This window comes from Flavobacterium sp. 9R (genome assembly GCF_902506345.1).
Taxonomy (GTDB): domain Bacteria; phylum Bacteroidota; class Bacteroidia; order Flavobacteriales; family Flavobacteriaceae; genus Flavobacterium.
On the sequence record NZ_LR733413.1, the window covers coordinates 1,836,062 to 1,861,100 of the forward strand.

Sequence of the window (25,039 nt, forward strand, 5' to 3'; positions counted from 1 at the left end):
GAAAATAAGGCTAAAAATAAGTCTAACTCTTCTATCTTTTCCAGAAAAATGCAATAGTCATCTCTCTTTATTACAATCCATTTCTACGAATGAAATCCTAGAAAACTATAGCTTTGAACACTCCATAGATTCATCAAACCATAAAAAATCATAGGTCACAATAAAAATCAATTTAACACTTTCGAGCTGTAACATTTTTTGCTACCGTTGGACTAATTAGACCATAACTAATTCTTTCAACTAATTCACTACTTCATGAAGTTAAAACTCACACTCCTGTTTCTAGGTTTCGGTTTTTCTATGTTGGCTCAAGAAAACCTGAGCTATCAAAAACCTTCTAAATCCATTTTAGACTTAGCCGATTACGAACGAGCCCCTTCGGTTTCGATGGATACCAAAAAAGAATACCTTTTGCTTTCTTACCGAAACACCTACAAAACGCTTGACGACCTCAACCAAGAAGAATTGCGTTTGGGCGGATTGCGTATCAATCCTATTACCAACATTTCGAGTACAGTAACGTACATCAACAACTTAAAACTTCGAAAAATAAAAGACAAAAACGAAGTTCAAGTGGCGGGATTACCAGCTAATGCAAAAATTAGCAATCTGTCTTGGTCGCCGAACGATACTAAAATTTTGTTTACAAATACCGCTGCCAATGGTGTAGAACTTTGGGTAATTGATGTGGCTTCGGCTCAAGCCAAAAAATTAACCGAGGCGAATTTGAATGCCAACTTAGGCGCTCCGTTTAGCTGGTTTGGCGACAACGAAACAGTATTAGTAAAACTTTTGCCTAGCAACAGAAAACCTTTATTGGATGCCAAAAAAGATTTGCCAGCTGGGCCAATTATCTCGAATGCTAGTGGTGCAAAATCTCAAAACAGAACGTATCCAGATATGTTGAAAAACAAAAATGACGAGATCAATTTTGAAAACATCATCACTTCTGAATTATACAAAATCACCTTAAGTGGTAATAAAACGCTATTCAAATCGGCAGATATGTTTGCAGGTCAAAGTTTATCTCCTGATGGAAATTATATTATGATTACTACGATTCAAAAACCGTTTTCTTATATCGTTCCTTTGAATCGTTTCCCAATGAAATCCGTAGTGTATGACAAAAGCGGAAGGGAAGTAAAAATCGTAAACGAAACTCCATTGACCGAAATTATGCCAAAAGGATTTATGGCGGTTCAAAAAGGAAAAAGATCCCTGATGTGGAGAAACGACAAACCAGCTACTTTGGCTTTTGTAGAAGCACTAGACGAAGGAGATCCAGCGAATAAAGTTGCGTTTAGAGACGAAATGTTTTTATGGGAAGCTCCCTTTACAGCCAATCCAACTTCGTTAGTAAAAACACCTCAACGTTTTAGCGATATTACTTGGGGGAATGACAACGTTGCTATCGTTTCAGATGAATGGTATGACACTAGAAACACCAAAACATACTTAATCAATCCGTCAAATCCATCACAACAACCAAAAGTAATTACCGACAGAAACTCACAAGACGTTTACGCTGATCCAGGTAATTTTGAAACTAGAAAAAACCAATACAACCGCTATGTTTTGGCTATCGAAAACGACAAAGCTTTCCGTATTGGAGATGGGTACACCAAAGAAGGACAGTTTCCATTCATTGACGAATTGAATTTAAAAACGTTACAAAGCAAACGTTTGTATACCTCGGCTTATAAAGACAAAAAAGAAGATTTGATTGAAGTAGAGGATTTCAAAAAAGGAACGGTTTTGGTACAAATTCAGTCCAAAAACGATTACCCAAATTACTACTTCAGAAACATCAACCAAAAAGACAAACTTACTCCTATCACCGATTTCAAAAATCCATTTGAAAGCATCAAAAATGTGAGCAAAGAAGTAATCAAGTACAAACGTAAAGATGGTGTTGAATTATCTGGAACCTTGTACTTGCCTGTAGGTTATGACAAAGCCAAAAAAGAAAAATTGCCGTTACTAATTTGGGCCTACCCTGCCGAATACAAAGACAAAAACAGCGCAGGACAAAGCACTCAAAATCCTAACGAATTTACCTTTCCTAACTATGGTTCGTTTGTGTACTGGGTGACCAAAGGCTATGTGGTTTTAGACGACGCTTCGTTCCCAATTATCGGAGAAGGAAAAACGGAACCTAACGACAACTTTATTTCCCAACTAGTAGACAATGCCGAAGCTGCTATCAACGCAGTAGACGCTTTGGGGTATATCAACAGAAAAAAAGTCGCTGTGGGTGGTCACTCTTACGGTGCTTTTATGACGGCTAATTTATTGACACATTCCAATCTTTTTGCTTGCGGAATTGCTCGAAGTGGCGCTTACAACAGAACTTTAACGCCTTTTGGTTTCCAAAGCGAACAACGTAATTATTGGGAAACACCTGAGGTATACAATACGATGTCGCCTTTTATGCACGCAGACAAAATGAAAACTCCTTTACTATTAGTTCACGGAGAAGCGGACAATAATCCTGGTACTTTTACTTTGCAAACAGAACGTTATTTCCAAGCTATAAAAGGATTGGGTGGCCCTGCACGTATGGTAATTTTACCTAAAGAAAGTCACGGTTACGCCGCCAAAGAAAACATCTTGCACTTACTATGGGAACAAGACCAATTCTTAGAAAAGCATTTGAAAAACTAAGGCTTTTGACGAACTTAAAATAAAAAAATAACCACATAGAATCATAGATTAATGATAACAAGCCAAAGAAAAAATAGAAATAGCACTATTTTACACATAGAATATCTATGTGAACAGTAAAACGTCTATTTTTTCTTTAATAAAGCTATAAATTCTATGTTTCTATGTGGTAAAAAAAATAATTTCAACCAAAGTGCAAAATACATAAATTCAATTTGGTGCAAAAAAAATAGACAACCCGAAAAGTTGTCTCTTTTTTTTATACTTTCAATTAGAAGTTACATAATCTTCAATAGTACCTCTTGGTTCAATTCTAATGCTGTTTCGTGTTCAAAGAAAATGGCCTTTCTATCAAAAGCGGCTTTAATTAGAAAACGGCTTCCTTTAAAATAGGATTGTTTGACCACGGCTTTCACTGTACCAACAGGAGAGACCTTTAATTGATGTGGATACAGCAATACCATTTCATCTTCTCCTTCAATAGGCATTAATTGCGACATTCTCAATTCGTTGACTTCACCAAATAAAGAGGCCACATATTTATTTATCGGAAATTGATAGACTTCTGCCGAAGGTGCTTTCTCAATTATTTTCCCTTGCTGTAAAACTATGGTTTCATCTGAAAAAGAGAGTGCATCGGTACTGTCATGGGTAGCAATAATACAGGTAATTTCTTTTTTCTTTAAATAAGCAAATAAATTACGACGTAAAGCGTTTTTTCTAAAATTATCAATATGGCTAAACGGCTCATCTAACAACAACACCTGAGGTTCTACGGCTAAAACCTTGGCTAAGGCAACGCGTTGTTGTTGTCCTCCACTCAAATCTTTGGCGCGTACTTTGGCATACTCTGTCATTTCGACCATTTCGAGTAACTCTTGAATACGCAATTTTTTTAAAGGCAAAAATCCATTAGACAAAAACTTGCCCACATTTTCGGCAACCGTTTCATAAGGCATCAAATCAAAATCTTGTGCCAGATATTTCATAAAGGGCATCCCCGGAATCAAGTTGTATTTGGGTCCTAGCACGCGTGTCTTATTAAAGAAAATTTTCCCTTCATTTAAATCATAGATACCATAAATAAGTTTCAACAAAGTACTTTTGCCACAACCGCTCTCGCCAATTAGTGCAATATTTTGTCCTTTTTCTACGGTAAAATCAACATTCTGAATAATCGCTTTGTCTGTATAAGCGAAGGAAATATTTTGAACTTCAAGCATTATTTATTGTATCATTAATAAAAAACAAAGATAGTGGCTTTAAAAAAAATAAGCGGTTGAAAATTTCATTTTATATAAAAAAAAGCTGTCTCCAAAGAAACAGCTTTTTAGCTTTCTTTTCTATATCAAATTATTGACCATTTTTCGCATCTTGAATCATTTTGGCATTGGCGGTAATCGCAAATTCTACTCTACGATTTTTGGCCATACCTTCTGGAGTATCATTTGGAGCAATTGGGTCTGCAATTCCAAAACCTGAGGTTTTAAATCGGCTGGCGTCCAATCCTTTTCCAATCAAATAGGTTTTTACGGATTCGGCTCTTTTTTCAGATAGAGTCAAATTGTATTCTGGTTTTCCTGAACTATCAGTGTACCCAAAAATTTCAATATTGGTATCGCCGTATTCTTTAAAAACTGGAATCAGTTTGTCCAGATTGGCTTGTGCTTGAGGAGTCAAACTCGATTTGTTCAAATCAAAACGCACAGCATTTTCATTTAATGTCAAATGGATTCCTTCGCCCACGCGTTGTACATCTGCTCCTGGCAAAGCTTGACTAATTTCGCGAGCTTGCTTGTCCATTTTGTTTCCAATCAGGGCACCGGCTCCTCCACCAATAGCTGCTCCAATGGCCGCTCCTAATGCTGCATTTCCTCCTTTACCTAAATTATTACCAAGGATTCCTCCAATTAAAGCACCAGCGGCTACACCAATTCCCGCTCCTTTTTGCGTGTTATTGGCATTTTTTACTGAACTACAAGCTGTGAAAAAACTGCTAAATAGAAATAGAGCAGTTAGACTTAGTATGGTGATTTTTTTCATAAGTTATAAATTAATTAGTTTTTTTAAAATGATAAACGATGTCTTTCTGTTGTCCCGCAACATCTATTTTATCGATAAGTTCAAAGCTAGTCTCGGTTTGATTAGCAACTTTCAATAAAAATCCGGATTGTACGGTTTTGGATTTTACACCTGCTTCTACTATTTTCAGAACAAACATTCCTTCACTATTAATACTCCAAACGATAGGTGAGGAAAATGAAGTACAACCAGCACCAGCTAAAGCCATACTACCTTTGTTGTTATTAGAAATAAAATTCCAAGTACTACCGATAAAGCATTTAGAATCTGCAATGTTGAATGAATTTACTTTAAAATACTCAGAACCGGGATACGTCACATCTGCAATTTGCCAATTTCCTTTGATGGCAACTTGTGATTTTTTATCCAATTTGGTTGCTGCAACGGGAGCGGTGGGGGCAACTGCTGGGGCACTAGATTTACAGGCAAAAAGCAAAAAAACAAAGGTGCCCAATAGAATAAATTTCCTCATAACTATAACTGGTTTAAAATTAATAGATTAACAAATATACGACGCAAAAAATTGCTTTAACACGAATTCAACTGTTTTTTTTAAAAAAATAGTCGTTGCGACATTTTGTCATTTTCATAGCAAATGGTATTCTATTTGAAGCGTGGTTTGCATCAAATTCAACTTAAAATAGTATTTAATTATGACAACAGGTAAAATTAATGTTTCAGTAGAAAACATCTTTCCTCTAATCAAAAAGTTTTTATACAGTGATCACGAAATCTTCTTGCGTGAATTGATTTCAAATGGAACCGATGCTACTCTAAAATTAAAGCACCTAACCAGTATAGGAGAGGCTAAAGTAGAGTATGGCAATCCAATCATTGAAGTTAAAATTGACAAAGAGGGAAAAAAAATTCACATCATTGACCAAGGTCTAGGAATGACTGCTGATGAAGTAGAAAAATACATCAATCAGGTGGCTTTTTCTGGTGCAGAAGAGTTTTTGGACAAATACAAAGATTCTGCTAAAGACTCAGGTATTATTGGACATTTTGGTTTAGGATTCTACTCTGCCTTTATGGTGGCTGAAAAAGTAGAAATCTTCACTAAATCGTACAAAGACGAACCAGCTGCTCACTGGACTTGTGACGGTAGCCCAGAATTTTCATTAGAACCTTGCGACAAAACCGACCGCGGTACTGAAATCGTGTTGCACGTAGCAGAAGATTCTTTAGAATTTTTGGAAGAAAGTAAAATCAGAGAGTTGTTGAACAAATACAACAAGTTCATGCCAATTCCAATTAAATTTGGAACCAAAACTGAAACGCTTCCTAAGCCAGAAGATGCTCCAGAAGATTATACAGCCGAAACCGTTGAAGTTGACAACATCATCAACAACCCAAATCCAGCTTGGACTAAACAACCTGTAGATTTAAAAGATGAAGATTACAAAAGCTTCTATCGTGAATTGTATCCAATGCAATTTGAGGAGCCCTTATTTCATATTCACTTAAATGTTGATTATCCTTTCAACTTAACTGGAATTTTGTACTTCCCAAAATTAGGAGCAGATTTACAAATCCAAAGAGATAAAATTCAATTGTTCCAAAACCAAGTTTACGTAACTGATAACGTAGAAGGTATTGTTCCTGAATTCTTAATGATGCTTCGCGGAGTAGTTGATTCTCCAGACATTCCGTTGAACGTTTCTCGTTCTGGTTTACAAGCTGATGGTGCTGTGAAGAAAATTTCAAACTACATCACTCGTAAAGTTGCGGATAAGTTGAAATCATTATTCAACGAAAACAGAGCCGATTTTGAAGCCAAATGGAACGATATCAAAATTGTACTAGAGTACGGAATGCTTTCTGAAGATAAATTCTACGAAAAAGCAGGAGCCTTCGTATTGTATCCAACGGTAGATGATAAATATTTCACACTTGAAGAATTGAAAGAAGCTATCAAAGAAAACCAAACAGACAAAGATGGTAAATTGGTAGTATTGTATGCTGGAAACAAAGAAGCACAACACTCTTATATCGAAATTGCAAAAGATAAAGGCTACCAAGTATTGTTGCTAGATTCTCCAATCATTCCTCACTTGATTCAAAAATTAGAATCAGACAATAGTGGATTAACTTTTGTTCGTGTGGACTCTGACCACATTGATAATTTAATCAAAAAAGAAGAAACTGCGATTTCTAAATTATCTACTGAAGAACAAGAAAGTTTAAAAACGGTAGTGGAAACTATTGTTCCTAAACAAACGTATACCGTTCAGTTAGAAGCTTTGGATAGCAGTGCAGCACCATTCATCATCACACAACCAGAATTCATGCGTCGTATGAAAGAAATGAGTCAAACCGGTGGCGGTGGAATGTTTGGAATGGGTAATTTCCCAGAAATGTACAACTTAGTGGTAAACACCAATTCAGATTTGGCTACAAGCATCTTGAACAACGAAGACAAAACGGTTCAAGAAAACTTGGTAAAACAAGCCTTAGATTTGGCGAAACTATCTCAAAACTTATTAAAAGGAGAAGCTTTGACTGCCTTTGTAAAAAGAAGTTTTGAAATGATTAAATAAAATATTTTTTACCATAATCATCAACCTGCAAATCTTCATTTGCAGGTTTTTTTTATGCTTCCTACTGAGAAAAAACAGAACTTTTACAACTGTTTAACCGAATCAAAAAATTATGTATTTTTATTGAGAATTTTCAAAGCTCTCAAAACATGTACAAACAAGCTCCCAACGATTATTTCCTGCCGTCTTTTTTGAAATCAGCTCCTATAAAAATTGCACTAGTAGCTTTTATTTATAACGCCCTAGCTTTTATTAGCTATCAAATTACTGTTACTCCAGATAACATCGCTCCAATATACACAGCAGCAGGATTTGCACTAGCTTCGGTTTTAATTATGGGCAGAAAAACGCTAATTGGGATTTGGATTGGCTCAGTGGTAGCTAACATGTTTTCATTTTGGGACACCAGCCAAATGCTTGAACTACCCTTAATTTCAACTGTTTTGTCGGCTGTTTTAGTGGCTTCTGGTGTTACGTTAGGTGCCGCTTTAGGTGCGTATTTTATTAATCTTCTAAATAAAGGAACTTATCCTTTAAAGACAGGATGGGGAGTTATTATATTTTTGGCAATTAGTGTGTTTTATTCCGCCATCTGTTCTTTACTTGGAGTAAGTGTCATATCCCTTTTTGGTCTAAGTGCTCCAAATCATTTCATATTCAACTGGACAACTTGGTGGCAAGGAGACTTTATTGGAACGATAATCCTCACGCCATTTTTGACTTCTTGGCTATACCGTTATCATATCAAAATTATCGCTACTTCTTTATTAGAGGCTTTGGCCTTAGGATTGGTTACTATTTTTATCTGTGTTTTGGTCGCTTTCGACCATGCAGACGACCAATACCTTTTAATCATCGTTTTACTTTGGGCTACTTTCCGTTTCAGAATTCGAGGGGTTTCAATTATTGCGGCTTTGTTTGCCCTATTATCGACAATTTACGGAAGTTTGGGCTATGGTTCTTTTGCCATGACAACACCAGAAGCGTCATTGACGTATATTAATTCTTTTTTCGGGTTAAGTACTATGATTGCTTTGATAATGGCTGGTTTCTACTCTGATTATTTGCATAAAAAACTTGACAAAATAAAAGCCTAAAAAAGGAAACCACGCACTCAAACAGCTGTTAATTATTTTCTGCGATTTATTATGGCTATGTCATTGCTTTTACTATTTTTGAAGCAACCAAACCTTAAACTTATCCGTATGAAAAATGTAAAACAAGTACTGCTAGTCATAATTGCAGCTGCTTTTTCTGTTACTTCTTGTACCAAAGATGAAATAGTAAATGCAACAGACACGAACACCGTAGTAGCTTCAGCCACAATTGACGCCATCAACGAACTGGATTTCAAAACGGGAACGCAAGTTACCTTCGAAAATTCTTTATCGAAATCAACCAATAAATCTACTGTAAATTCTTTAGTAGGAGCTTGTGCTACTATTACTGTAGACAACTTAACGCCTAATGTTTTTCCAAAAGTGATAACGATAGACTTTGGAACGGGTTGTACTACTAACAACATCACTCGAAAAGGAAAATTAAAAGTTACTTTGTCTGGTTTAGTAAGCACTCCAAAAGCCACTATGAAAATAGAACGCGAAAACTATTATGTAAACGGATTAAAAGTAGAGGGAACAGTAGTATATGTTAATGAAACTGTAACCCCAAATATTCCACAATGGAGCAGAACCATTACCAATGGTAAACTTACCAACTTAGAAGGAATGGTGTTCTTAAATTCTGGAACGCATACCATCAAACAAACGGAAGGAGTAGGTACTCCATTAGTACTTGCAGACAACACTTACGAGATGACACAAGGAAATCATACTGTAAGCAAAGAAAACGGACCAAGTTTAACTTTAACTGTAGCTGAATCTTTGGTAAAGAAATACAATTGTGATTATGTTTCAAAAGGAAAACTAACCGTAAAAGGTAGTCTACTTAACGGTACAATTGATTACGGAAATGGAGATTGTGACAACAAATTCACCTATACCCATGAAAATGGTTTAGTTTTTAACTTAACTATGTAATTCAAAATCTTCATTAAAAAAAATCTTCGTTTCAATTACTGAAACGAAGATTTTTTTTTTTGAATTCAAGTCAAAGTTATCCGACCTTTGTAAAAAAAAAGATGACACTACAAATAGAAACCCCAGCACTACTATTCTCTGCAACTTCCTTGATTTTATTGGCATATACCAATCGTTTTTTAACTTTAGCCACGATTATACGTGGGTTAAAAAAAGCCTACAAAGAGAAAGAGAACAGCATGATTTTGTTAGAAATCAAAAATCTAAATTTGCGGTTAACACTAATTCGGTACATGCAAATGGCAGGCGTAATGAGTTTATTTCTATCTGTTTTCGCCATGTTATTGCTGTATCTCAACCAACAAATTGCTGGGATTTACTTATTTGGTTTTAGTTTATTGGCCTTATTGCTTTCCTTAGGATTATCATTTTGGGAAATTAATATTTCTGTCGGTGCTTTGCGATTGCATCTAAGTGATTTGACTCAAAAAGAAAAAACAAAAGACTATCCCGCTAATACAATCGACAAATAAATTGGCATTCCGAAAGTAATATTGAAAGGGAACGTGACTGCTAAAGCCATTGGTAAGAAAATCCCCGGATTCGCTTTTGGAACTGCAATTTTCATTGCCGCAGGTACAGCAATATAAGATGCACTAGAAGCTAGTACGGCAAATATGAAGCGATTCCCAATATCTGTTGTAATATATTGACTCAGGTAAGCAACAATACAACCATTAATCAAAGGAATAATGATGGCAAAGAAAAAGCTGAACCAACCACTTTTAAAGAAGTCACCTAGTTTTCTACCACTTACAATTCCCATATCAAGTAAGAATATTGCCAAAAACCCCTTAAAAATATCTGTTGTAAAAGGTTTGATTCCTAAAGCAGCTTTATCACTAGCCAGCAAACCAATTATTAAACTACCTATAATTAACAATACGCTTCCATTCGTAAATGAATGTTTAATAACCTCAGATAATTTAGATGGCTGTTCAGTAGCACTTTTTTTACTATACATTCTGATTAAGATTACACCCACAATAATTGCTGGAGCTTCCATAAGTGCCATAACCGCGACCATATGTCCACTAAAACTATGACCTTGCATCTCTAAAAAAGAAATCGCCGTCACAAAAGTAACCGCACTCACAGAACCATAGGCCGCAGCAATAGCTCCTGAATTGTCTATGCTAAATTTTTTCTTTAAGATGAAAAAAGTGTATAAGGGTATCAAAACAGAAACTGCCATTCCAAATATAATGGACCAGAATATATCAATATTGATTTCGCTATGCGCCAACTCCTGCCCTCCTTTAAACCCAATAGAAAACAAAAGGTAAAGAGAAATAAACTTGGAGGTATTGTTTGGAATTTCTAAATCACTTTTTAAGTATACGGCTATGATTCCGAGAAGAAAGAAAAGCAATGCAGGATTAGTAACGTTTTCAATTAGTAAGTCTAAATTCATAGGTTTTGTTTTGTTTTTAAAATTTATACTGCTGAGGCTCTTAACAACTTGTCGTTGATGGCTACCCCAATGCCTTCGTTAGGAACTTTTTCGACTATAATAACATCAATAGGCTGAGCATCCATTTCATGAAGTGTTGCATACAATCTACTGGCTGCTTCTTCTAAACTACCATTGCTTGACAATTTTTTTTGATAATGAATAGCTGGGTGGTTATATTCTTTGCAGAAAGACACTACCCCTACCCTTTTTTCAGTGATTGTTGCAAGTATTTTTTCAACATCTTCTGAGAAAATTGTACTAGTAGAAGGAGCATAATGCTTGGATAACATCCCAGGTGCTACAGGAGCTACATCATCTTTAGTAAAAACTTTTAAAGGCCCAACTATTGCTTCAATATCCGCTATGGATGTAGCACCAGCTCGATACAAAACAGCTTGGTCTTCTTCAAATCCAACAATGGTTGACTCGATACCTTGTGAACATGCTCCTCCATCTAAAACATGGACTAAACTGGAATCGAAATAATTCGCAACATGCGCTGCTGTAGTAGGGCTGATTGAGCCAAAAGGATTCGCACTTGGAGCAGCTAAGGGAAAATCCAACTGATTTAAAAGTGCCAGCGCAACTGGATGATTGGGCACTCGAACCGCAACTGTATCCTTTCCTGCAGTTATCAAGTCGGAAATATTCTCTTGTTTTTTAAGAACCAATGTCAATGGCCCAGGCCAAAAAGTTTCAGCTAACAATCTCGCTTTATCTGGAATATTCGCAGCAACTTTTTCTAATTCGGTATACGATTTTAAATGCACAATCAAGGGATTGTACATTGGGCGATTCTTTAACTCAAAAATACTTCGGATGGCTTTTTCACTATATATGTTGCCAGCCAAACCATAAACAGTCTCAGTAGGAATAGCTACTACTGATTCCTTTTGTAGCAATTGTATTGCTTTTGTTAAATCTTTAGTATTATTCATTCGTTAAGGATTACAATAATTACAAAAACCTGGATCCTCTGTTTTTTTATGCTTCGGATACCAATCTTCTTGGGTATAAGAACACTTTTTACAACTATAAATATGGCTCAATACAGAGGATGTTGCACTCCCACACCAAGAACAAGGCAGTCCCGTTTTGACATCTGTAATGGTAAATCCAGGAGTTTGACATTCTGGACACAAGGACTGAACGTTTTGAACCAATTGCTTAGTTGCTACGCTAATGATTTCCATTCGGGTAGGATTGTACAAAGCTCTCATATCTGTTTCAACAAACACCGAATGATATTTAGATTGTATAGTATGAAAACTTTCCAATAGCACTTTCTCAGAAAGTATACCTTTTACCATTCCTTCAGTACTTTCCTGACTACTTCTCAAAATCAATCCGTGCGTCGGAAAATCTACTTGTGAGGCAAAATCGAGAAGATCCTTTTCACATTCAACAACCTTCCCTGCAAAATTGGTTTTAAAACTTACTGCTCTGCCGATAATCTCTAAATTATGTAGTCGATCAATTAAAACAACCAATTCGTCGTCTGCTGTTGCAAAATAGGCAGAAGGATGAGGACCGAATGAACCTTCGGAGGCTACTGCCAAATCACAATCTGTGGCAACAATTGCTGCTAAACATTTCTGACGCGCCACGGTCAAGGCATCAGAAACTCTAGTTATTTCTCCTGAAAAAGTACCAAAACTATCGGTATCTAAATCTTTTGGAGTAGTGCAAATAACACCTAAACCTTTTTCTAAAATAGGAGCCATCACTTGCTCTTTATGATGCATAGTGGCTATCACAAGCTGACGCCCTTTGAAACTATTTAGCGTTGTCCAACTCAATTTTAATTTGGCTAGTGATTTTTAACTTAAAACCGTTTTCTTCTGCATTCTCTAATAATTCTTGAATTTGCAACTGTACTTCTTGCAACTCTGAAATTCTCTTCTTAGAGTTGGTAGCATCTTTCTCAAACCGAATTTCATTACTAAAACTCTCCAAAGAATGATAATTAATCTTATTGTTAATCAAAGGGAATAGCACTTTGGCTGCTCCTGCTGGAGTAAATTCCCCATCGATTAATTGAAATTGGAAGTCTTTTTCCATAAAAAGGGCTATTTTAATTAAAGTTTATATTTTAAATCTTTCAATATCTGTGTACCACAAAGAATACCAATTACTAACAGTACACTAAAAAAGGAATTCTCAGGTTCTAAAAAAGCAAAGGCTAGCACAACAAGTAACACAATAAGTACTGCTGTCAATTTCACTTTTTGAAACAATGTCAATTCTTGATGGTTCATAATTTTATTTTTTCTGTGGCAAAATTCAATAAATCAAGTCATTAATTTTTATTTATATTTGTAATAAACATCATTAAATATTTTTATGAACTATACACTCCACCAATTACAAGTATTTCTAAAAGTAGCACAATGTCAAAGTATTACTAAAGCGGCTGAAGAACTGCATTTGACACAACCCGCTGTTTCTATTCAACTCAAAAATTTCCAAGATCAATTTGAAATTCCGTTGACAGAAATTATTGGTAGAAAATTGTATGTAACTGATTTCGGGAAAGAAATTGTACTAGCCGCTGAAAAAATCATCAATGAAGTACACGCCATCAATTATAAAATGCAGGCCTATCAAGGAAAATTGAGCGGAAGGCTTAAGATTTCTATCGTCTCCACTGGAAAATACATTATGCCTTATTTTCTGGCCGACTTCTTAAAACTGCATCCCGATGTAGAATTAATTTTGGATGTAACCAATAAATCAAAAGTGATTAAAAGTTTAGAAAGAAATGAAGTCGATTTTTCTTTGGTTTCTATTTTACCCGAGACTTTAACCGTCAATCGAATAGAGCTAATGCCCAATCGCTTGTTTCTAGTTTCGAACTCAGCTACCGAGTTTCCAGAAAAAATTTATGACAAAAACATTTTAGAAAACATTCCAATTATTTTGCGAGAAATGGGATCAGGAACCCGACAAAGTATGGAGCAATTTATGCTTTTGAACAATTTGAACGTTAAGAAAAAATTAGAACTCACTAGTAATGAAGCCGTAAAACAAGCCGTCATTGCAGGATTAGGATGTTCGATTATGCCCATCATTGGAATAAAAAATGAAATCACTACTGGTAATCTTCAAATCATTCCTGTGCGTGGCTTACCCATACAGTCTACTTGGAATTTAATTTGGCACAAAAACAAAAATTTCTCCCCAATAGCCAAGGCCTATCTTGCGTTTTTGGAAGAATACAAGCAAGACATCATCAAAAGTAAATTTGATTGGGCCAATTCCTTTTAAAGGTTAATTAAACTTTTAGCAACTCCTTGAGTCTTATCCTGAAATAGCTTGGAATATGAAAAAAGAGTTTCTTTGGTCTCAACGACTAGGTTTTAGCAATCAACAAGCACTTACGATTCAAAAATTAGGGATGGAACGTTTTCTTCAACAATCGTTTCAAGCGTCCTTCAATACTAGCGCACCTGCATTACTTTCTGACAGTCCAAAGTCATTAGAAGATCTCAAAAAAATCAGACAAACCAGAAAAGAAGATTCAGAAGTTGGTAAAGAATTGCTAAAAAAAGAAATTCAAACCTCCAATGAATTAAAAGCTTGGTGGATTGATGAAATGAAAACAACCGAGTTTCCGTTGAGAGAAAAGATGACACTTTTTTGGGAGAATCATTTTGTTACAGCTTATCAAAAAGTCAAAGTCAATTATTGGATTTTCCAAAAGAACCAACTCCTTAGAGAAAATGCTTTTGGCAATTTTAAAACATTGACCAAAAAAGTAATGCAAACCAACGCAATGGTACGCTACCTCGATAATGTTGATAATAAAAAAGGGAAATTGAACGAAAACCTGAGTAGAGAACTCCTAGAACTTTTCACTCTCGGCATAGGCAACTACTCTGAAACCGACATAAAAAATGGAGCCAAAGGATTGGCAGGATTAGGAATTGGAGAAACCACTGCGATGTATCGTCGATTTTTAGAAGACAATGAGCCCATTGAATACCTTGGCAAAAAAGGTGTTTTAAAACTGGATGAAATGGTAGATGCCATTTTTGACCACCCAAAAATCCCCTATTTACTAACACAAAAAATGCTAAAATGGTTCCTTTACGACGAACCAAAACAAGAATTAGTGACCTATTATGGTGACTACTTCAGAAAAGTCAATTTTGAAATTAAACCTTTGTTAGTCAAAATATTTTCGGAAGAATATGCTAAAAACGATACTGGAGGTTCGAAAATTAAAAACCCATTAGAATACATTCTATTACTAACTAACGAATTACACACCCAAAGACCACAATCCAGTACTATTGCTTTTTTCTTAAAACAACAAGGTATGGATTTGTTCAATCCACCCAATGTAAAAGGATGGGACGGCGGAAAAAGTTGGCTTACCTCGCAAATTTACTTACAACGAAACAATGTTGCCGATTTGCTTTGTAGCGGAAAAAGTATTCCAAGACCAAAACAAGAGAGAGAAAATACATTAGATAAAAAGCAGTCATTATCTATTTCATTGGAATGGAACAACACAGGAACAAACAAAGAAATCATAAAAGAACTGACTGACCGATTGTTGTTCACTACCGATGCCTCTTTGCAACAAGACCTTGAAAAATTACTAAAGTACGACTTTGACCCTCAATCCACTGGAGCTAATAACGCTGTACTTCGGCTTTTTAATGCTATCATAAAATCACCTGAATTTCAACTTATTTAAATCCAAGTTATGAACAGAAGAAATTTTTTAGCGCTAACAGGAACTTTTACAGGAGGAACATTGATTCTTCCTCAGTTTCTTCACGCCTTTGGCACACAACAACTTGTTACAGGAAATGAATGCGTGATTTTTATTCAGTTGAATGGCGGAAACGACGGACTCAATACTTACATTCCTTATCAAGATGAATTGTACTATCACCATCGTCCATCAATTGGAATAGCGAAACAAAACGTTATTGCTGGAAATAACGGAATGGGCTTTCATCCGGCGCTAAAGGATTTTGCTAAAATGCAACAAAATGGTGATTTAACGGTCATCCAAAATGTAGGATATGCTAATCCTGTTCGCTCTCATTTTAGAAGCCAAGAAATTTGGCAAACTGCTCCAACTAATCAAGAATACCTCAGTCAAGGTTGGCTTGGACGCTACTTGGATTTGCAATGCAATGACCACCAACCCACAGCAGGAATCAACATCGATACTATTGATACATTAGCATTAAAAGGCGAAGAACCCAACAGTATTACAGTAAAAGACCCCAATCGGTTCAACAGCCGTAACGCTGCAGAAACCAAAGATCAATTATCTAACAACCCACAATTGGATTTTGTTCGAAAAATTGCCAATTCTGTTTCAGAAGGCGCCGATGCCATTCAAGATGCTCTCAAAAAAAGCACTCCCTCTGAAGTTAGCTATCCAAAAACTGGCTTAGCCAAAAATTTAGAATGGATTGCTAAACTGATAAAAGGAAATTTGAATTCTAAAGTATACTATACCTCACTCGGAGGATTTGATACGCACGACAATCAATTGGCCATTCATCAAAATAAATTAAGCGAACTTAATGATGCCATTTTTAGTTGCTATTCCGATTTGAAAAAAGCACAAGTATTGCAAAACACAACCATAGTAGTGTTTTCTGAATTTGGTCGAAGAGTAAAAGACAACGGAAAGGGAACCGATCACGGAACGGCAGCACCGCTTTTTGTAATTGGTGGCACTACAAAAGGTAAGGTACTTGGAAAAAATCCAAACCTAACAGATTTAGATGCAGGCGATTTAAAATACCAAATCGACTTTAGAAGTGTGTATGCCTCTCTTTTACAACAGAAATTGGCCTTTGAACCAACGAAAATCGGCATAAAAAATAGTCCGCTTCAGGGTTTATTCTAAACCTATTACCTACTTAAGCATCGATTCAAAAAGAAATGCCTTATCTTTGCCCGCTTTTTAAAAATTAAAAAATGACAAAGAATCAAGTATTAAAAGGAGTTTTTCTGGTAGGATTAGGTGCAACGAGTTATGGTATGTTGGCTACTTTTGTAAAAATGGCCTACGACGAAGGCTATTCGACTCCAGAAGTAACGACTGCTCAATTCGTACTTGGTATTCTTGGTATGCTATTGATTAATTTATTTCAAAAAAACAAAAAAGGAAATACGGTTGTAAAGGCGACTTCTAAAAACATTTTCCAACTCATCGCCGCTGGGACTTCATTGGGAATGACGAGTGTTTTCTATTATTTAGCTGTAAAATACATTCCTGTTTCTATTGCTATCGTACTGTTGATGCAAACCGTTTGGATGGGTGTAGTAGTAGAAATGGCCATCGACAAAAAATTACCAGCACTCAAGAAAATAATCGCAGTCATCATTGTCTTAATAGGAACTTTTTTGGCTACAAACGTAATTGCTACAACGGCTTCTTTGGATTGGAGAGGAATTGCCCTAGGTTTACTTGCCGCTGCATCTTTTACTGCTACTATGTTTACCGCAAATCATATTGCTAATCACATTTCATCTGCTCAACGAAGCTTATATATGCTGCTTGGTGGTGCCATCATCGTGTTTGGTTTTGCGCTAGTTACCCAAGTAGGTCCTTTTCAAATGGGAATTTTTATGAAATGGGGAATTGTTTTGGCTCTTTTCGGAACAATTATTCCTCCTTTGTTGATGAATGCAGGTTTTCCTCTTACTGGAATTGGACTTGGCAGTATAGTTTCTGCCCTCGAATTACCTGTTTCTGTAACAATGGCTTACGTTCTTTTGAATGAAGACGTTAACGTTGTTCAATGGTTTGGAATAATTTTAATCATCGTTGCCATCATAATAATGAATACCAATTCTTCAAAAAAGTAATCAAATCCAAAATATTTTTCAATAACATCATCAAACTGTTAATTTTTTTATAAATTCGTAACAAACAACTTGTTATGAATTCACCTTGGCATTTGTATGTAATGGCTTTTCTCTATATAATTGCTGGAATCAATCATTTTAGAGTCCCTCGTTTATATCAAAAAATCATACCTACCTATTTTCCTAATCCCTCTTTACTAAACATTTTAAGCGGAGCTATCGAAATTATTCTAGGGGTTTCATTACTTTTTCCTCCAACTACCCAGTATGCTGCTTGGGGAATTATTCTGCTGCTAATTGCTGTTTTTCCAACACATATTTTTATGTTAACCAATCCAAAAGCAAGTATGGGGCTTCCCAAATGGTTGCTATACCTGCGTTTACCCTTACAATTCCTGCTGATGTATTGGGCTTACACTTATACTTTATAAATTTTTAAGAATTCACAACAAACTAGTAACCATATAAAAACTAAATACTTATGAAAAAACTATTTGCAGAATTTTTTGGAACATTTTGGCTTGTTTTTGGAGGATGTGGTAGCGCTTTATTCGCTGCGGGCATACCTAATTTAGGAATTGGCTTTGCTGGAGTTGCTCTAGCTTTTGGATTAACCGTATTAACAATGGCTTATGCTGTTGGACACATTTCTGGTGGGCATTTTAATCCCGCCGTTTCTTTTGGTTTATGGGCTGGTGGACGATTTTCAGCCAAAGATTTAGTTCCATACATCATCGCACAATCTGTTGGAGCAATAGCAGCCGCTGGTACATTGTACACTATTGCTTCTGGAAAAGTAGGCTTCGTGATTGATAATACCAAAGCTGGAGCTTTCGCTTCTAACGGTTTTGGAGCTTTCTCACCTGATGGTTATTCTATGCAAGCTGCATTTATAGCAGAGTTTGTTTTAACCTTGTTCTTTCTATTGGTTATCCTAGGCGCTACCGATAAATTTGCAAATGGAAAATTTGCTGGAGTTGCCATTGGTTTAGCACTGACGCTAATTCATTTAATCAGTATTCCAATTACCAATACTTCTGTAAACCCTGCTCGTTCATTGTCACAAGCTATTTTTGTGGGAGGAGAACCTTTAGGGCAAGTATGGTTATTTTGGGTAGCACCCATTTTAGGAGCAGTAGTTGCTGGTTTTATCTATAAAAATCTATTACAAGACCACTCAGAAGCATAAAAAATAATCTTTTATCAAAAAGAGAAAAAGGACAAAATTGATGTTCTTTTTCTCTTTATTTTTACCAAATGAAATCCCTTTTTGATTCTGAACCTATTGTTTTTGATGTCCCAGATGCATCCATTATTTATTACCCTAATTTCTTCTCAACTGAAGAAGCAACCATCTTTTTTGACACTTTACAAAAGGAAATTCCTTGGCAACAAGACGACATCAAAGTCTACGGAAAAGTGTATCCACAACCCCGATTAACCGCGCTTTTTGGCAACGAAGGAAAATCCTATTCCTACTCGAATATTACTATGCATCCTCATAAATGGTCACCACTGCTTATGAACATTAAAGAAAAAGTAGAAAAAGCAACAGAAACAATTTATTCTACGGTATTACTTAATTATTATCGTGACGGCAAAGACAGTAATGGATGGCATGCTGACAATGAAAAAGAATTAGGAACCAATCCCATCATAGCTTCATTGAGTTTTGGAGCAGAAAGAATTTTTCAACTCAAACACAATGTTATTCCAAATCAAAAAATAAATATACCTTTAGCACACGGCAGTCTTTTAGTAATGAAAGGGACTACCCAGCACTTTTGGAAACATCAAATTCCAAAAACAACAAAACCAATTGGCCCCAGAATTAACCTAACTTTCAGAATTATTCCATAAAACCAAAAAACTTAACCAAATTGATTATGAATGAAATTGTTTCTTATTTTACCACTATTCCTTCTTCGCATAGAAGCCTAATTTTAGTTGGAGGAATTACGATTTTCTGGCTTATCGAAAATGCATTTCCATTGTTCCGTTTTGATTATAAAAAATGGCAACATGCCGGAATTAATATTTTTTTTACATTAACGACCATTGTCATTAATTTTTGTTTAGCCTATCTTTTATTAAAAACAGCCGATTGGACTGTTGAAAATAATTTCGGAATTCTTCAAATACTACCAGAAATGCCATTATGGTTGTACGCAATTATTGGATTATTGCTATTGGATTTGATTGGAGCTTATTTGGTACATCTCATCGAACATCGAACAAAAGTTTTGTGGCGTTTCCATCTTATCCATCATTCAGACACTTGGATAGATACTACTACAGCCAATAGGCATCACCCTGGAGAAAGTGTCATTAGATTTGCTTTTACACTATTAGGAGTTTTTATCATTGGAAGTCCAATGTGGATGGTGTTTTTATACCAAACATTATCGGTTGTAGCAACTCAATTCAATCATGCTAACATAGCCTTACCAAAAAAATTAGATGTTTTTTTAAGTTACTTCATTGTTTCACCTGATATGCATAAAATTCACCATCATTACAAACTCCCATATACGGATAGTAATTATGGCAATATATTTTCAGTTTGGGACCGTCTGTTTGGAACCTTTAAAACTATGCCAAGAAAAGATATAATCTACGGAATTGATACCCATCAAGACCCAAAAGAACACAATGAGTTAAAAAACTTATTAAATATTCCTTTCCAAAAACATAGGTCTCCCGAAATTGATTAAGAGACAAAAAAAAGAAGCATTTTAATTAAAGTAATTATTATTTTTATTAATATTGGTATATCGTTAGATACCTATTTTATTAATCATTAACACCAATTTGAATTAATTTTCATGTGATGAAAAAGAGTAACCGCAAAGAATTGAACTGGGAACAAACAGAAAAGCTTGTTACGTTGGCCTTAGAAGAAAGAAATCCCTTCGAGATAATTAAAAAAGAATTCGGACTTTCTGAAAAAGAAGTATTAGAATTTATGAAAAAGAAGATGCCTGCCGAAAAATATGAAATGTGGAAGAAGAAAGCAATTGCAAGTAAACCTAAACCTAAACCATTAAAAATAGACGATTTTGATGAAGATTTAGACGGAAAATATTACATTAAAAATAAATTAGACTAACACATAGTAACTCCTACTTTCTTGTAGGAGTTTTTTTTGATACAAAAGAAAATAAATTTACTACAACAATTATGTAACAAGTGTATAGATTAATAGACCTATCTAAAACTTAAATGAAAAAAATGAAAAAAATAATAGTGTCCTTAGCGCTTGCATCTGTGCTGCTAAGTTGTAAATCAACCGTATCTACTTCAAACAAAAAAGAAGAAGTAAATGTAACAATAGATTTGATTGATGTAAAAGACGATAAAGTACAAGTAACCATCTTAGCACCTAAAATCAACTCAGACCAAATAACCTATAGTATTCCAAAAATCATCCCAGGAACTTACTCTAATGACAATTACGGCAGATATATCGACGATTTAAAAGCATTCGATAATAAAGGTACACTATTAGAAGTAAAAAAAACGGATGAAAATACGTGGACCATTCCAGGTGCAAAAAAATTATACAAAATCACTTACTTAGTCAATGACACTTTTGATTCTGAAAAAGGTGCAGGCTTTGGTCAAGAAGACATTTTTTCTCCTGCAGGAACAAACATAGAAGCTGGAACCAATTTTATGGTTAACATGCACGGTTTTGTTGGCTACTTTCAAGACAAAAAAGAAATTCCATACAGAGTTAACATTACTCACCCAGAAACACTTTGGGGTGCTACATCTATGATTGATTTAGATTCAAAAAACAACTCAGACGAATTTGTAGTTTCAAGATATGGAGAGTTAGTTGAAAACCCAGTAATGTATGCAAAACCAGATTATACTACTTTTACTGTAGATGGAATGGACATTACAATTGCCGTTTTTTCTCCAGGAAAAAAAGTAACTGCTGAGAACATTACACCTGAAATGAAGAAAATGATGATGGCTCAAAAAACTTTTTTGGGTAAAATCAATGCAAATAAAAAATACACTGTGCTATTGTATTTGTCAAGCATGAAACCTAATGATGCGAAAGGTTTTGGAGCTCTAGAACATCCAACTTCAACTACAGTTGTAATGCCAGAAACAATTCCATTAAATATGCTTCAAGAACAAATGAAAGATGTTGTTTCGCACGAATTCTTCCATATTGTTACGCCACTAACCATACATTCAAAAGAGATTCAATATTTTGATTACAACACACCAAAAATGTCTGAACACCTTTGGATGTACGAAGGGGTAACTGAATATTTTGCTAACCTTTTCCAAATCAATCAAGGTCTGATTACAGAGGAAGCTTTCTATGAAAGAATTGCTGACAAAATCGAGCAAGCCAAAAGAATGAATGATACTATGCCTTTCACAACAATGAGCGCTAATGTATTACAAGAACCGTACAAAGCACAATATCTAAATGTTTATCAGAAAGGAGCTTTAATTGGAATGTGCATTGATATTATAATTCGTGAAAAATCAGAAGGAAAAAGAGGAATCCTTGATTTAATGCACAAATTATCAAATGAATATGGAGTTACAAAAGCTTTTGATGACAAAGAATTGTTTGATAAAATTGTCGCATTAACCTATCCAGAAGTAGGTGATTTCCTAAAAACTTATGTTTCAGGCCCAACACCAATTCCTTACGACTTATTTCTAAACAAAGTAGGAGTATCTAAATCAACCGTTAAAGTTCCAGGTGGAATATTTTTGAAAGGTCAAAGACCATATATTACAATTAATCCACAAACTAATGAAATTGTAATACTTCCAAACATCGAACTAAATGAATTTTTTAAAGCATTATCATTAAAAGGTGGAGACATTATAGTTGCCATCAATGGAAAAAACTTTAATAAAGAAAACATATTTGAATTGATAACGACTAGTCAAGATTGGAAAGAAAACGAGACTATTTCGTTAAAGATAAAAAGAGATGGAAAAGAAGAAACAATAAACGGAAAAGTAGCTTTACCATATGAAGAAAAAGAAACCTTTAGCTCAAAAGATGCTTCAAAAAACACAATAAAAGAAGCTTGGTTAAAAGGCTAATTCAATTTAAAATACACAAATCCCAATTTAGAAATATAGACTGAACCCAAAAGTTTGGACAAATTTATAATTAATTTTGATAATGATGAGCTCGATATTTAGTCGGGCTCATTTTGTTTAAATTGGACTTGGTTCTGTCGTTATTGTAATAGTTTATATATTCTTTGATTTCCATTTTTAATTGCTTTATTGAGGTGTATTTTTTTAGATAAAACAATTCTGATTTTAATATTCCGAAGAAGTTTTCAATAATGGCATTATCNTTTTATTATTCGAATCAGTTACTCTCGGTTTTATTCTAATCTCTCGATTATCTTACTCTTATTTCTTTGTTTCGATTTGCATCGAAACGGCTGTCAATTCAATATGTCTAGGAACGTATTCTTCTTTATTTTAAACTGAATTTATTTCAGTTTCTTTCCGCCTTTCGTTGTTTCTCAAAGCGGGTGCAAAAGTAGTAATTCTTTTTTAACTGGCAAGAAAATTTGAAACTTTTTTTTGAAAATTTTTATCTCATTTTAAATCTCATTCTCTTATCAATCTCTCAAGGAACTTTCCGTATTTTGCGGGGTGCAAAGGTAAGCAACGTTTTTATTTCTCACAAGCTTTTTTTGATATTTTTTTTCAGAAATCTAATCCCGAATATCTCAATAACCTGCCAGTATATAAAAGAACGTCTGCGTTGTTGCGGGTGCAAAAGTAGCACCTTTTTTCGTTTAAACAAGCCTTTTGCAAACCTTTTTTTGATTTATTTTTTAATGCAACAATAAAACATTGATAATCATTATTTAACACAAACATTAGCGCCGTAAAAAAAATGGTCTACCACAGACACTCTACTCTTAAAGCCCAATTAGCGCACATTATACCCCGTTCTTACTCTATTTACAGGACGTATCGAAGACATTCAAGAGCCAATCACTAATTATATATAGTAATACTTATTAATTCATTATTGCATAAGTACTATATATATAGTGTCTTCATACTCTACTCATACACTATCCATACTCTATCTATACTCTATCTATACTCTATCTATACTCTATCCATACTCTATTCATACTCTATCTATACATTATATATGTAGCAATAAAGAATAATACATTAAACATAAAAAGAAATACAGAACACCTTTTTACGACAAACACACTAGCATCGTCTTTATGGGCGGTCTCGAGGATTACTAGACACAGCATGATATATTAGAAATAAGCAGAAATACAATCTAAAAAACCATACTACTTATTGTACTATGTGATTCCTCCTTTGTCGGAATGACAAAACAGCAATTAACTTCATTGTAAAAAATCAGAACAAAGCGTAAAACATAAAGTACATGTAAAAACAAAGACAAAAACCTGTTGTAAACACAAATGCCCTAGCCCGGATGGTAGTGGCATCCTCTTGGGGCGGGGTTCGCCCTAAGAGATAGAACGGACAGCCGGAAATAGCTCCTGAAAAAGAAAATAAAAGAAAAACACCATTAGCATTTACCAGAAGAGAACAACCAACAAAACAAAAGATAAACCATTAAAGAAAATAGGCTAAAAACAAAAAACCACCTAATTTCTTAGATGGTTTTCTTTGGAGCCGGCGGAGGGACTCGAACCCACGACCTGCTGATTACAAATCAGCTGCTCTAGCCGACTGAGCTACGCTGGCGTTTTATTTCGGGTGCAAATATAAATACATATTTCAATTTTGCAAAACAAATTCACAAAGTTTTACAAGAACTTTAAAATCTGTTGCTAGACAACAAAAACAGAAAACCATCTAATTTCTTAGATGGTTTTCTTTAGAGCCGGCGGAGGGACTCGAACCCACGACCTGCTGATTACAAATCAGCTGCTCTAGCCGACTGAGCTACGCTGGCGTCTTATTTCGGGTGCAAATATAAGTCTGAATTTGAATTCTCCAAAACAAATTCAGACTTTTTTTTACTTTTTTTCGATTACAATTCGTTGATTTTAGCAATCAATTGATTTGCAGTTTGTTCTAACTCCAAATTAATTTGTTTGAAATGTGCTTTTTTACTTTCCACATTTTTTTGGTTCACTTTTGCAATCAAAGCATCAAAAGCAGCAATAGCTTCGTCAATTAAAGCATTAGTTTCTTCGGTTGGTTTTCCTGTAGTAGTTAATTCATACAAGTAAACTGCTTCAATAATATCTCCTAAAACGTAGTTGATGTCTTTCTTTAAATTCTTAACGTTTGCCATTTTTATTTAATTTATTATATTGTACTAAAATTTGCGTTTGCAA

24 protein-coding genes and 2 tRNA genes are annotated in these 25,039 nt (G+C 34.9%); 15 read left to right on the forward strand and 11 right to left on the reverse strand.

What is annotated here, in order from left to right; all coding sequences use genetic code 11:
* The first annotated feature begins 255 nt into the window (after window positions 1–255).
* A complete protein-coding gene (locus FLAVO9AF_RS08100) occupies window positions 256–2,664 on the forward strand; it encodes a S9 family peptidase (RefSeq protein ID WP_159686877.1) in 2,409 nt (802 codons plus the stop codon).
* Between the two features lie 278 nt (window positions 2,665–2,942).
* Here FLAVO9AF_RS08100 and FLAVO9AF_RS08105 read toward each other — a convergent pair whose 3' ends face one another.
* The 3 genes from FLAVO9AF_RS08105 to FLAVO9AF_RS08115 form a co-directional block, all read right to left on the reverse strand.
* Window positions 2,943–3,887, reverse strand: a complete 945-nt coding sequence (locus tag FLAVO9AF_RS08105) for an ABC transporter ATP-binding protein (protein ID WP_159686879.1) — start codon at window positions 3,885–3,887, stop codon at window positions 2,943–2,945.
* Between the two features lie 130 nt (window positions 3,888–4,017).
* Entirely contained in the window at window positions 4,018–4,707 is a 690-nt protein-coding gene (locus tag FLAVO9AF_RS08110) for an OmpA family protein (RefSeq protein WP_159686882.1), read from the reverse strand.
* A gap of 10 nt (window positions 4,708–4,717) precedes the next feature.
* The gene (locus tag FLAVO9AF_RS08115; protein WP_159686886.1) at window positions 4,718–5,218 is read right to left on the reverse strand and encodes a lipocalin family protein; all 501 of its coding nucleotides are present in this window, start codon (window positions 5,216–5,218) and stop codon (window positions 4,718–4,720) included.
* Between the two features lie 181 nt (window positions 5,219–5,399).
* Here FLAVO9AF_RS08115 and htpG point away from each other — a divergent pair, with 181 nt between their 5' ends.
* The 4 genes from htpG to FLAVO9AF_RS08135 all read left to right on the forward strand — a co-directional run bounded on the left by htpG (window position 5,400) and on the right by FLAVO9AF_RS08135 (window position 9,858).
* A complete protein-coding gene (gene htpG / locus FLAVO9AF_RS08120) occupies window positions 5,400–7,286 on the forward strand; it encodes a molecular chaperone HtpG (RefSeq protein WP_159686889.1) in 1,887 nt (628 codons plus the stop codon).
* A 149-nt stretch (window positions 7,287–7,435) separates the two neighbouring features.
* The gene (locus FLAVO9AF_RS08125) at window positions 7,436–8,383 is read left to right on the forward strand and encodes an MASE1 domain-containing protein (RefSeq protein WP_159686893.1); all 948 of its coding nucleotides are present in this window, start codon (window positions 7,436–7,438) and stop codon (window positions 8,381–8,383) included.
* Between the two features lie 108 nt (window positions 8,384–8,491).
* Window positions 8,492–9,325 (forward strand): hypothetical protein, encoded by an 834-nt coding sequence (locus FLAVO9AF_RS08130; RefSeq protein ID WP_159686896.1) that lies wholly within the window; start codon window positions 8,492–8,494, stop codon window positions 9,323–9,325.
* Window positions 9,326–9,426: 101 nt separating this feature from the next.
* Complete coding sequence (locus FLAVO9AF_RS08135; protein ID WP_159686898.1) at window positions 9,427–9,858, forward strand: DUF2721 domain-containing protein; 432 nt, start codon at window positions 9,427–9,429, stop codon at window positions 9,856–9,858.
* On the opposite strand, the gene FLAVO9AF_RS08140 is transcribed toward FLAVO9AF_RS08135, so the two are convergent.
* Genes FLAVO9AF_RS08140 through FLAVO9AF_RS08155 form a run of 4 tightly spaced genes read right to left on the reverse strand, consistent with a single transcriptional unit; the run spans window position 9,831 to window position 12,902 of the window.
* Window positions 9,831–10,799, reverse strand: coding sequence for a sodium-dependent bicarbonate transport family permease (locus tag FLAVO9AF_RS08140; protein WP_159686901.1), 969 nt, complete (start codon window positions 10,797–10,799; stop codon window positions 9,831–9,833). The genes FLAVO9AF_RS08135 and FLAVO9AF_RS08140 overlap by 28 nt on opposite strands.
* Before the next feature lie 23 nt (window positions 10,800–10,822).
* Entirely contained in the window at window positions 10,823–11,779 is a 957-nt protein-coding gene (locus FLAVO9AF_RS08145) for an L-threonylcarbamoyladenylate synthase (protein ID WP_159686903.1), read from the reverse strand.
* Window positions 11,780–11,782: 3 nt separating this feature from the next.
* Window positions 11,783–12,640, reverse strand: coding sequence for a DUF6671 family protein (locus FLAVO9AF_RS08150; protein WP_236552298.1), 858 nt, complete (start codon window positions 12,638–12,640; stop codon window positions 11,783–11,785).
* Complete coding sequence (locus FLAVO9AF_RS08155) at window positions 12,618–12,902, reverse strand: hypothetical protein (RefSeq protein WP_159686906.1); 285 nt, start codon at window positions 12,900–12,902, stop codon at window positions 12,618–12,620. Before FLAVO9AF_RS08155 ends, FLAVO9AF_RS08150 begins: the two co-directional genes overlap by 23 nt.
* Before the next feature lie 282 nt (window positions 12,903–13,184).
* Between FLAVO9AF_RS08155 and FLAVO9AF_RS08165 the strand changes: the two genes are divergently transcribed.
* The 10 genes from FLAVO9AF_RS08165 (at window position 13,185) to FLAVO9AF_RS08210 (ending at window position 22,775) form a co-directional block, all read left to right on the forward strand.
* On the forward strand, window positions 13,185–14,108 hold the full coding sequence (locus FLAVO9AF_RS08165) for a LysR family transcriptional regulator (protein WP_159686911.1): 924 nt from the start codon (window positions 13,185–13,187) through the stop codon (window positions 14,106–14,108).
* Between the two features lie 55 nt (window positions 14,109–14,163).
* On the forward strand, window positions 14,164–15,546 hold the full coding sequence (locus FLAVO9AF_RS08170; RefSeq protein WP_159686914.1) for a DUF1800 domain-containing protein: 1,383 nt from the start codon (window positions 14,164–14,166) through the stop codon (window positions 15,544–15,546).
* A gap of 9 nt (window positions 15,547–15,555) precedes the next feature.
* Window positions 15,556–16,722, forward strand: a complete 1,167-nt coding sequence (locus tag FLAVO9AF_RS08175; RefSeq protein WP_159686917.1) for a DUF1501 domain-containing protein — start codon at window positions 15,556–15,558, stop codon at window positions 16,720–16,722.
* 71 nt (window positions 16,723–16,793) lie between these two features.
* On the forward strand, window positions 16,794–17,687 hold the full coding sequence (locus FLAVO9AF_RS08180; protein ID WP_159686920.1) for a DMT family transporter: 894 nt from the start codon (window positions 16,794–16,796) through the stop codon (window positions 17,685–17,687).
* Window positions 17,688–17,761: 74 nt separating this feature from the next.
* Window positions 17,762–18,118 (forward strand): MauE/DoxX family redox-associated membrane protein, encoded by a 357-nt coding sequence (locus FLAVO9AF_RS08185; protein WP_159686923.1) that lies wholly within the window; start codon window positions 17,762–17,764, stop codon window positions 18,116–18,118.
* Between the two features lie 50 nt (window positions 18,119–18,168).
* A complete protein-coding gene (gene aqpZ, locus FLAVO9AF_RS08190; RefSeq protein ID WP_159686926.1) occupies window positions 18,169–18,876 on the forward strand; it encodes an aquaporin Z in 708 nt (235 codons plus the stop codon).
* A gap of 68 nt (window positions 18,877–18,944) precedes the next feature.
* On the forward strand, window positions 18,945–19,547 hold the full coding sequence (locus FLAVO9AF_RS08195) for an alpha-ketoglutarate-dependent dioxygenase AlkB (protein WP_159686931.1): 603 nt from the start codon (window positions 18,945–18,947) through the stop codon (window positions 19,545–19,547).
* Window positions 19,548–19,573: 26 nt separating this feature from the next.
* Entirely contained in the window at window positions 19,574–20,401 is an 828-nt protein-coding gene (locus tag FLAVO9AF_RS08200; protein WP_159686934.1) for a sterol desaturase family protein, read from the forward strand.
* A 116-nt stretch (window positions 20,402–20,517) separates the two neighbouring features.
* Window positions 20,518–20,796, forward strand: coding sequence for a DUF2805 domain-containing protein (locus FLAVO9AF_RS08205; protein WP_159686937.1), 279 nt, complete (start codon window positions 20,518–20,520; stop codon window positions 20,794–20,796).
* Between the two features lie 122 nt (window positions 20,797–20,918).
* Complete coding sequence (locus tag FLAVO9AF_RS08210; protein ID WP_159686940.1) at window positions 20,919–22,775, forward strand: peptidase M61; 1,857 nt, start codon at window positions 20,919–20,921, stop codon at window positions 22,773–22,775.
* A 70-nt stretch (window positions 22,776–22,845) separates the two neighbouring features.
* Here the strand turns inward: FLAVO9AF_RS08210 and FLAVO9AF_RS08215 are convergent.
* The 4 genes from FLAVO9AF_RS08215 to FLAVO9AF_RS08230 all read right to left on the reverse strand — a co-directional run.
* Window positions 22,846–23,037 (reverse strand): IS3 family transposase (locus FLAVO9AF_RS08215; protein ID WP_159690973.1); only part of this gene is annotated, 192 nt, incomplete at its 5' end.
* 1,326 nt (window positions 23,038–24,363) lie between these two features.
* Window positions 24,364–24,440 (reverse strand) — tRNA-Thr (locus FLAVO9AF_RS08220).
* 137 nt (window positions 24,441–24,577) lie between these two features.
* A tRNA-Thr gene (locus tag FLAVO9AF_RS08225) sits at window positions 24,578–24,651 on the reverse strand.
* A 78-nt stretch (window positions 24,652–24,729) separates the two neighbouring features.
* A complete protein-coding gene (locus tag FLAVO9AF_RS08230) occupies window positions 24,730–24,996 on the reverse strand; it encodes a hypothetical protein (RefSeq protein WP_159686943.1) in 267 nt (88 codons plus the stop codon).
* Window positions 24,997–25,039: the final 43 nt, after the last annotated feature.

Coding starts and splice junctions, on each gene's coding strand:
- FLAVO9AF_RS08100 (WP_159686877.1), top strand. CDS start 256: ATGAAGTTAAAACTCACACTCCTGTTTCTAGGTTTCGGTTTTTCTATG.
- FLAVO9AF_RS08105 (WP_159686879.1), bottom strand. CDS start 3,887: ATGCTTGAAGTTCAAAATATTTCCTTCGCTTATACAGACAAAGCGATT.
- FLAVO9AF_RS08110 (WP_159686882.1), bottom strand. CDS start 4,707: ATGAAAAAAATCACCATACTAAGTCTAACTGCTCTATTTCTATTTAGC.
- FLAVO9AF_RS08115 (WP_159686886.1), bottom strand. CDS start 5,218: ATGAGGAAATTTATTCTATTGGGCACCTTTGTTTTTTTGCTTTTTGCC.
- htpG (WP_159686889.1), top strand. CDS start 5,400: ATGACAACAGGTAAAATTAATGTTTCAGTAGAAAACATCTTTCCTCTA.
- FLAVO9AF_RS08125 (WP_159686893.1), top strand. CDS start 7,436: ATGTACAAACAAGCTCCCAACGATTATTTCCTGCCGTCTTTTTTGAAA.
- FLAVO9AF_RS08130 (WP_159686896.1), top strand. CDS start 8,492: ATGAAAAATGTAAAACAAGTACTGCTAGTCATAATTGCAGCTGCTTTT.
- FLAVO9AF_RS08135 (WP_159686898.1), top strand. CDS start 9,427: ATGACACTACAAATAGAAACCCCAGCACTACTATTCTCTGCAACTTCC.
- FLAVO9AF_RS08140 (WP_159686901.1), bottom strand. CDS start 10,799: ATGAATTTAGACTTACTAATTGAAAACGTTACTAATCCTGCATTGCTT.
- FLAVO9AF_RS08145 (WP_159686903.1), bottom strand. CDS start 11,779: ATGAATAATACTAAAGATTTAACAAAAGCAATACAATTGCTACAAAAG.
- FLAVO9AF_RS08155 (WP_159686906.1), bottom strand. CDS start 12,902: ATGGAAAAAGACTTCCAATTTCAATTAATCGATGGGGAATTTACTCCA.
- FLAVO9AF_RS08165 (WP_159686911.1), top strand. CDS start 13,185: ATGAACTATACACTCCACCAATTACAAGTATTTCTAAAAGTAGCACAA.
- FLAVO9AF_RS08170 (WP_159686914.1), top strand. CDS start 14,164: ATGAAAAAAGAGTTTCTTTGGTCTCAACGACTAGGTTTTAGCAATCAA.
- FLAVO9AF_RS08175 (WP_159686917.1), top strand. CDS start 15,556: ATGAACAGAAGAAATTTTTTAGCGCTAACAGGAACTTTTACAGGAGGA.
- FLAVO9AF_RS08180 (WP_159686920.1), top strand. CDS start 16,794: ATGACAAAGAATCAAGTATTAAAAGGAGTTTTTCTGGTAGGATTAGGT.
- FLAVO9AF_RS08185 (WP_159686923.1), top strand. CDS start 17,762: ATGAATTCACCTTGGCATTTGTATGTAATGGCTTTTCTCTATATAATT.
- aqpZ (WP_159686926.1), top strand. CDS start 18,169: ATGAAAAAACTATTTGCAGAATTTTTTGGAACATTTTGGCTTGTTTTT.
- FLAVO9AF_RS08195 (WP_159686931.1), top strand. CDS start 18,945: ATGAAATCCCTTTTTGATTCTGAACCTATTGTTTTTGATGTCCCAGAT.
- FLAVO9AF_RS08200 (WP_159686934.1), top strand. CDS start 19,574: ATGAATGAAATTGTTTCTTATTTTACCACTATTCCTTCTTCGCATAGA.
- FLAVO9AF_RS08205 (WP_159686937.1), top strand. CDS start 20,518: ATGAAAAAGAGTAACCGCAAAGAATTGAACTGGGAACAAACAGAAAAG.
- FLAVO9AF_RS08210 (WP_159686940.1), top strand. CDS start 20,919: ATGAAAAAAATAATAGTGTCCTTAGCGCTTGCATCTGTGCTGCTAAGT.
- FLAVO9AF_RS08230 (WP_159686943.1), bottom strand. CDS start 24,996: ATGGCAAACGTTAAGAATTTAAAGAAAGACATCAACTACGTTTTAGGA.